At 59.6% G+C, this 4,021-nt stretch carries 6 protein-coding genes; 4 read left to right on the top strand and 2 right to left on the bottom strand.

The features are described 5' to 3' along the window. Positions 1 to 336: 336 nt before the first annotated feature. Entirely contained in the window at positions 337 to 1,272 is a 936-nt protein-coding gene (locus tag ACXRVY_RS19265; RefSeq protein WP_223463160.1) for a sensor domain-containing diguanylate cyclase, read from the bottom strand. Positions 1,273 to 1,440: 168 nt separating this feature from the next. On the opposite strand from ACXRVY_RS19265, the gene ACXRVY_RS19260 reads away from it, so the two are divergent. The 3 genes from ACXRVY_RS19260 (at position 1,441) to ACXRVY_RS19250 (ending at position 2,661) form a co-directional block, all read left to right on the top strand. Beyond that, the gene (locus ACXRVY_RS19260) at positions 1,441 to 2,139 is read left to right on the top strand and encodes an AzlC family ABC transporter permease (protein ID WP_223463159.1); all 699 of its coding nucleotides are present in this window, start codon (positions 1,441 to 1,443) and stop codon (positions 2,137 to 2,139) included. Continuing rightward, positions 2,139 to 2,450 carry an AzlD domain-containing protein gene (locus ACXRVY_RS19255; RefSeq protein ID WP_223463168.1) on the top strand — a complete coding sequence of 104 codons (312 nt, stop codon included), beginning with the start codon at positions 2,139 to 2,141 and terminating at the stop codon, positions 2,448 to 2,450. Before ACXRVY_RS19260 ends, ACXRVY_RS19255 begins: the two co-directional genes overlap by 1 nt. A 64-nt stretch (positions 2,451 to 2,514) precedes the next feature. Then, entirely contained in the window at positions 2,515 to 2,661 is a 147-nt protein-coding gene (locus tag ACXRVY_RS19250) for a hypothetical protein (protein ID WP_177336464.1), read from the top strand. A 60-nt stretch (positions 2,662 to 2,721) separates the two neighbouring features. Here ACXRVY_RS19250 and ACXRVY_RS19245 read toward each other — a convergent pair whose 3' ends face one another. Next, positions 2,722 to 3,402: an SOS response-associated peptidase family protein gene (locus tag ACXRVY_RS19245; protein WP_458238000.1), complete on the bottom strand. Its 681-nt coding sequence runs from the start codon at positions 3,400 to 3,402 to the stop codon at positions 2,722 to 2,724. A gap of 197 nt (positions 3,403 to 3,599) precedes the next feature. On the opposite strand from ACXRVY_RS19245, the gene ACXRVY_RS19240 reads away from it, so the two are divergent. Further along, positions 3,600 to 4,021 (top strand): polysaccharide deacetylase family protein (locus ACXRVY_RS19240; protein WP_458237999.1); only part of this gene is annotated, 422 nt, incomplete at its 3' end.

The following is a 4,021-nucleotide window of genomic DNA, read 5'->3' as shown; positions in this document are numbered from 1 at the left end:
GTTGTGGAACGGTGTGACCAGTGGAACCCAGATACCTTGAAACGCAGACATGCACTTTCTCCTGATGGTTGACCGATTTCGTCACCGTCAGGGGCATGGAAGGAGAGTAAGCAAGGGGAGGGTGGTCCGTCGCGCTCAATGTCCTGTCAGCTCATCTGACGGGACAGCGCGCCCCGGTCACATGAGCGACTGTTTCTTCGATTTGAGGGCGTGCGCAACGCAACCTTGCGCCTTGGCAATCAAGCCAATGACGGAAGTGTTGAGGTTGAAGGTTGCGGACATACTTGCTTACACCCTGAGTGAGGCGCCCAGTTTTAAAAGMCGGAGCGCCGTTTGTCAACCACGAAAATCAGCGAACTCCGCGCGCATCCGGCCATTGTGCTTGGCCTTGTAGAGCAGCTGATCGACCTGTTCGATGAACTCCAGCGCCGTGGCATGCACTGAAACGCCGGTGGTGCCGACACCGAGGCTGACGCTCAGCAAGTTCGACACCCTGGAAAACTCATGGGGAATCTGCTGCTGGCGAATCAGGTGCAGGCATTTGTGCGCCACCATCCGCGCGGACTCGGCATCGGTTTCCGGCAGCAGCCAGACAAACTCTTCACCGCCGATCCGCGCAATGAAATCCCGTGGCCGGTTCGCCGCCAGGGACAAGGTCTGGGCCACGCGGCGCAGGCATTCGTCGCCCTTGATGTGGCCGTAATGGTCGTTGTATTGCTTGAAGTAATCGATATCCAGCACCAGCACCGACAATGGCAGGCCGGTGCGCTGGGCGTGGTTCCACTCGCGTTCCAGCACGGTGTCGAACATGCGCCGGTTGGCGATGCCGGTCAGGCCGTCCTGGAAGGAATACTCTTCAAGCTGCTTTTGCAGGCGGATCAGGTGTTCTTCGGTTTTCTTGCGCTCGCTGATATCGAACATGAAGCCCACCAGCGCCTCGACTTCACCGCCCTTGCGCACGACGTGCACCACATCGCGGATCCACACGTACTCGCCGCTTTCGGTGAGTGCGCGATAGTCGGCTTCGTGATCGATACCGGCGCGCGATTGCGAGACGCAGAAGTCCATCACGTAGTCGCGATCATCCGGGTGCATGCGCTCGACCCAGTCGTTGACCGACGCCCAACTGTCCTGCTTCCAGCCCAGCAATTCTTCGATCTGTGGTCCGATGTAGCTGAACGTCATGGTTTTCCAGTCGATGCGCCAGGGAATCGCCCGGGTCGACTCAAGCAGGGTTTTATAAACGTCGCTGTCGGTATCCACTGAACTCATGAAGGGCCTGCCTCGATGAAAATGCAGCGCCATCATGTTGTTACCACTTTGCTGAATCAAGCGGGCAGCCGATGAATGGCACACAGTCGTATCATTGAGCAAGATTGTTCAAGCCTTGGGCCGCGACTGCTGGCACAGTCCGGGGTCTTTCCCTGTCTGTAGAACGTTATGTCCAACTCACTCATGCCCCGCAGTGCCTTTTTACGCGGCGCTGCGGCGATCATGCCGTTGTCCCTGGCCACCGCGCCCTGGGGCTTGCTGGCCGGATCCATGGCCATCGAAGCCAACCTCACACCCCTGCAAGGTCAGGGTTTGTCGGGCATTGTGTTTGCCGGCGCCGCGCAACTGGTGGCCATTGGCATGCTCAAGGGCGGTGCCGGGATTTTTTCGATCTTGCTGACCACGTTGCTGCTGACCTCCCAGCATCTGCTTTACGGCATGAGCATGCGCTCGGTGATTGCTCCTTTACCGGGGCGCTGGCGCGCGGGCCTGGGTTTTTTGCTCACCGACGAGTTGTTCGCCTTGACCAGCCAGCACGACAAACAGCAGTTCAACCGCTGGTACGCCCTGGGCGTGGGCCTGACGTTCTACATCGCCTGGAACCTGTTCACCCTGGCGGGGATTGTGCTTGGCAGCAGCATTCCCGGCCTTGAGCACCTGGGCCTGGATTTCTCCATCGCGGCCACCTTCATTGCCCTGATCACCCCGGTGGTGCGCAACGTGCCGACCGTGGTGTGCGTGGCGGTGTCGCTGTTCTGTTCGGTGCTGTTCAGCTACTGGCAATGGGGCTCGGCGCTGGTGCTCTCGGGGCTGGCGGGGATGACCGCGGGGTTTGTCTGCAATAAATTCTACGGTGGACGCACATGATGGTCTGGGCAGTGATTGTCGGAATGGGCGTGTTGGTGTTCCTCAACCGCTATGTTTTTCTGGAACCGCGATTGCCGGTGCGCTTGAGCAGCAATGCCCGGCAGTTTCTCGGGTTTGCCGTGCCGGGCATGTTGACCGCGATCTGTGGGCCGATTGTGTTCATGCCGGAAAAACAGCTGAACCTGCACTGGGACAATCCCTATCTGATCAGCTCGCTGGTGGCGGTCGGGCTGGTGGTTTACACGCGCAATACGTTGCTCAGCATGCTGTTGAGCATGGGCTTCTTCTTTTTGTTGCGCTGGTGGCTTTGAGCGGGGCAGGGGAACTGATCTAAGCTTAAGTTGATGACCGATCCCTTCAGGAAGCGAGGTGAACATGGCCAATGAACCCAAGCAACCGGACCTGGAAGAAGACGAGGACGAACCCACGGAAGAAGAGATTGAGCAGCAGAAACGTTCGATACCGGACTGGAAGCATCCTGACGACGGTAAGGAACTGTCAGAGCCTGACCGCAAGTTCTGACCGGCACGCGAATACGACAAAGCCCCGCCATTGAGCGGGGCTTTGTCGTTATTGACAGGTTCATGGAATTTCTTTAATCAGCGCGGCGCCCTGGTTCCTGACATTGCCAACGGCCTTGTCGACCTTGTACCACTCAAATACATCACTGACCTCGCCCTGGGATAACRCCATTTCCTCGGCTCGTTCCTTGGGCGTGGCCGGGTCCAGCCATTCCCGCGCCAGCTCGGGTGAGAACACCACCGGTCGTCGGTCATGCACGTCAAGCATGCCGCCTGCGCTGTCGGCCGTCAGGATCACGAAACCGTCGTGCTCTCTGTGAGGGGCTCCGCCGATGGGGTACTGGCCGATCGCCGCACAGAAAACCGGAGCCCGGTTCCGTCGCCGGATCAACCACKGCTGTTTGTTACCGTCACCGGCGTCGACCCATTCGAACCAGTTATCAATCGGGCAGATCGCGCGATGGGGCCAGATCGCCCGGAAGTACGGACCGTGGGCGACTTTTTCGACCCGGGCATTGACCGGCTCCGTGCGATCCGTCGCCCAGTGCGGTCGCCAACCCCAGCGCACCAAGTCGGCATGAAGCCGCTCGTTCTCCAGATGCAGCAGGGCGAGTGGCGTGGTGGGCGCGGCGTTGTAGTGCGCCAAGGGTTCGTTACCGACGCGGTTGATCAGCGCGTCGGGGATGCTCAGCACCGCCACGAAGTCGTGGATTCCACGGTATTGCGACAGTCGTCCGCACATGGCCTGACACCCTGGTTGAGCATTTTTTTCAGTTTAGTTGGTGGCGACGAAACGGGCTTGGCAAGCACTGGAACCAAACTCTGTGTACCTTATCCAACCTCGGCCCGCCGTCTCGATGCGGGCCAGCGACGGATGAACGGGCGAAGGATTCCTGCCAGTTGAAGCAGCGACCGTGATGGTCTGACCCAAGGCAAAAGATGAAACAGTTGTTCAAGTGTTTAACGGTGTGCGCCTTGGCAGTAGGTCTGCTGGGGTGCATTGCGGCGCCCATCGAAATGACCCCGYAGACCGAACAGCGTCTGAGTGCACAACCCCCCATCCGCTTTCTGTTGACCTTCGATGACGGTCCCAGTGCATCGAGCTGGTGGAATCCGACCGTCACGGTGCTCGAGAGCCTGGCGCAAAACCCGCTGCAACCGGGCATCAAAGCCGTGTTCTTCGTGCAAACCCGTGCGCCGCGAGCCGGCGGTAGCGAGTTGGGTCGGGACATCATGCGCCGCGAACACGCCGAAGGTCATATCCTGGGCTTCCACACCGCCACGCCCTGGCACACCAATCATCGCTCGCTGGAGCCCCAGGAGCTGGAACAGTCCCTGACCGATGGCAGCGCCGACATCGC

Source organism: Pseudomonas sp. P5_A2_2 (assembly GCF_054177685.1).
The sequence above is the reverse complement of the archived record's forward strand: the minus strand, read 5'-3'. Positions and strand labels throughout refer to the sequence as shown.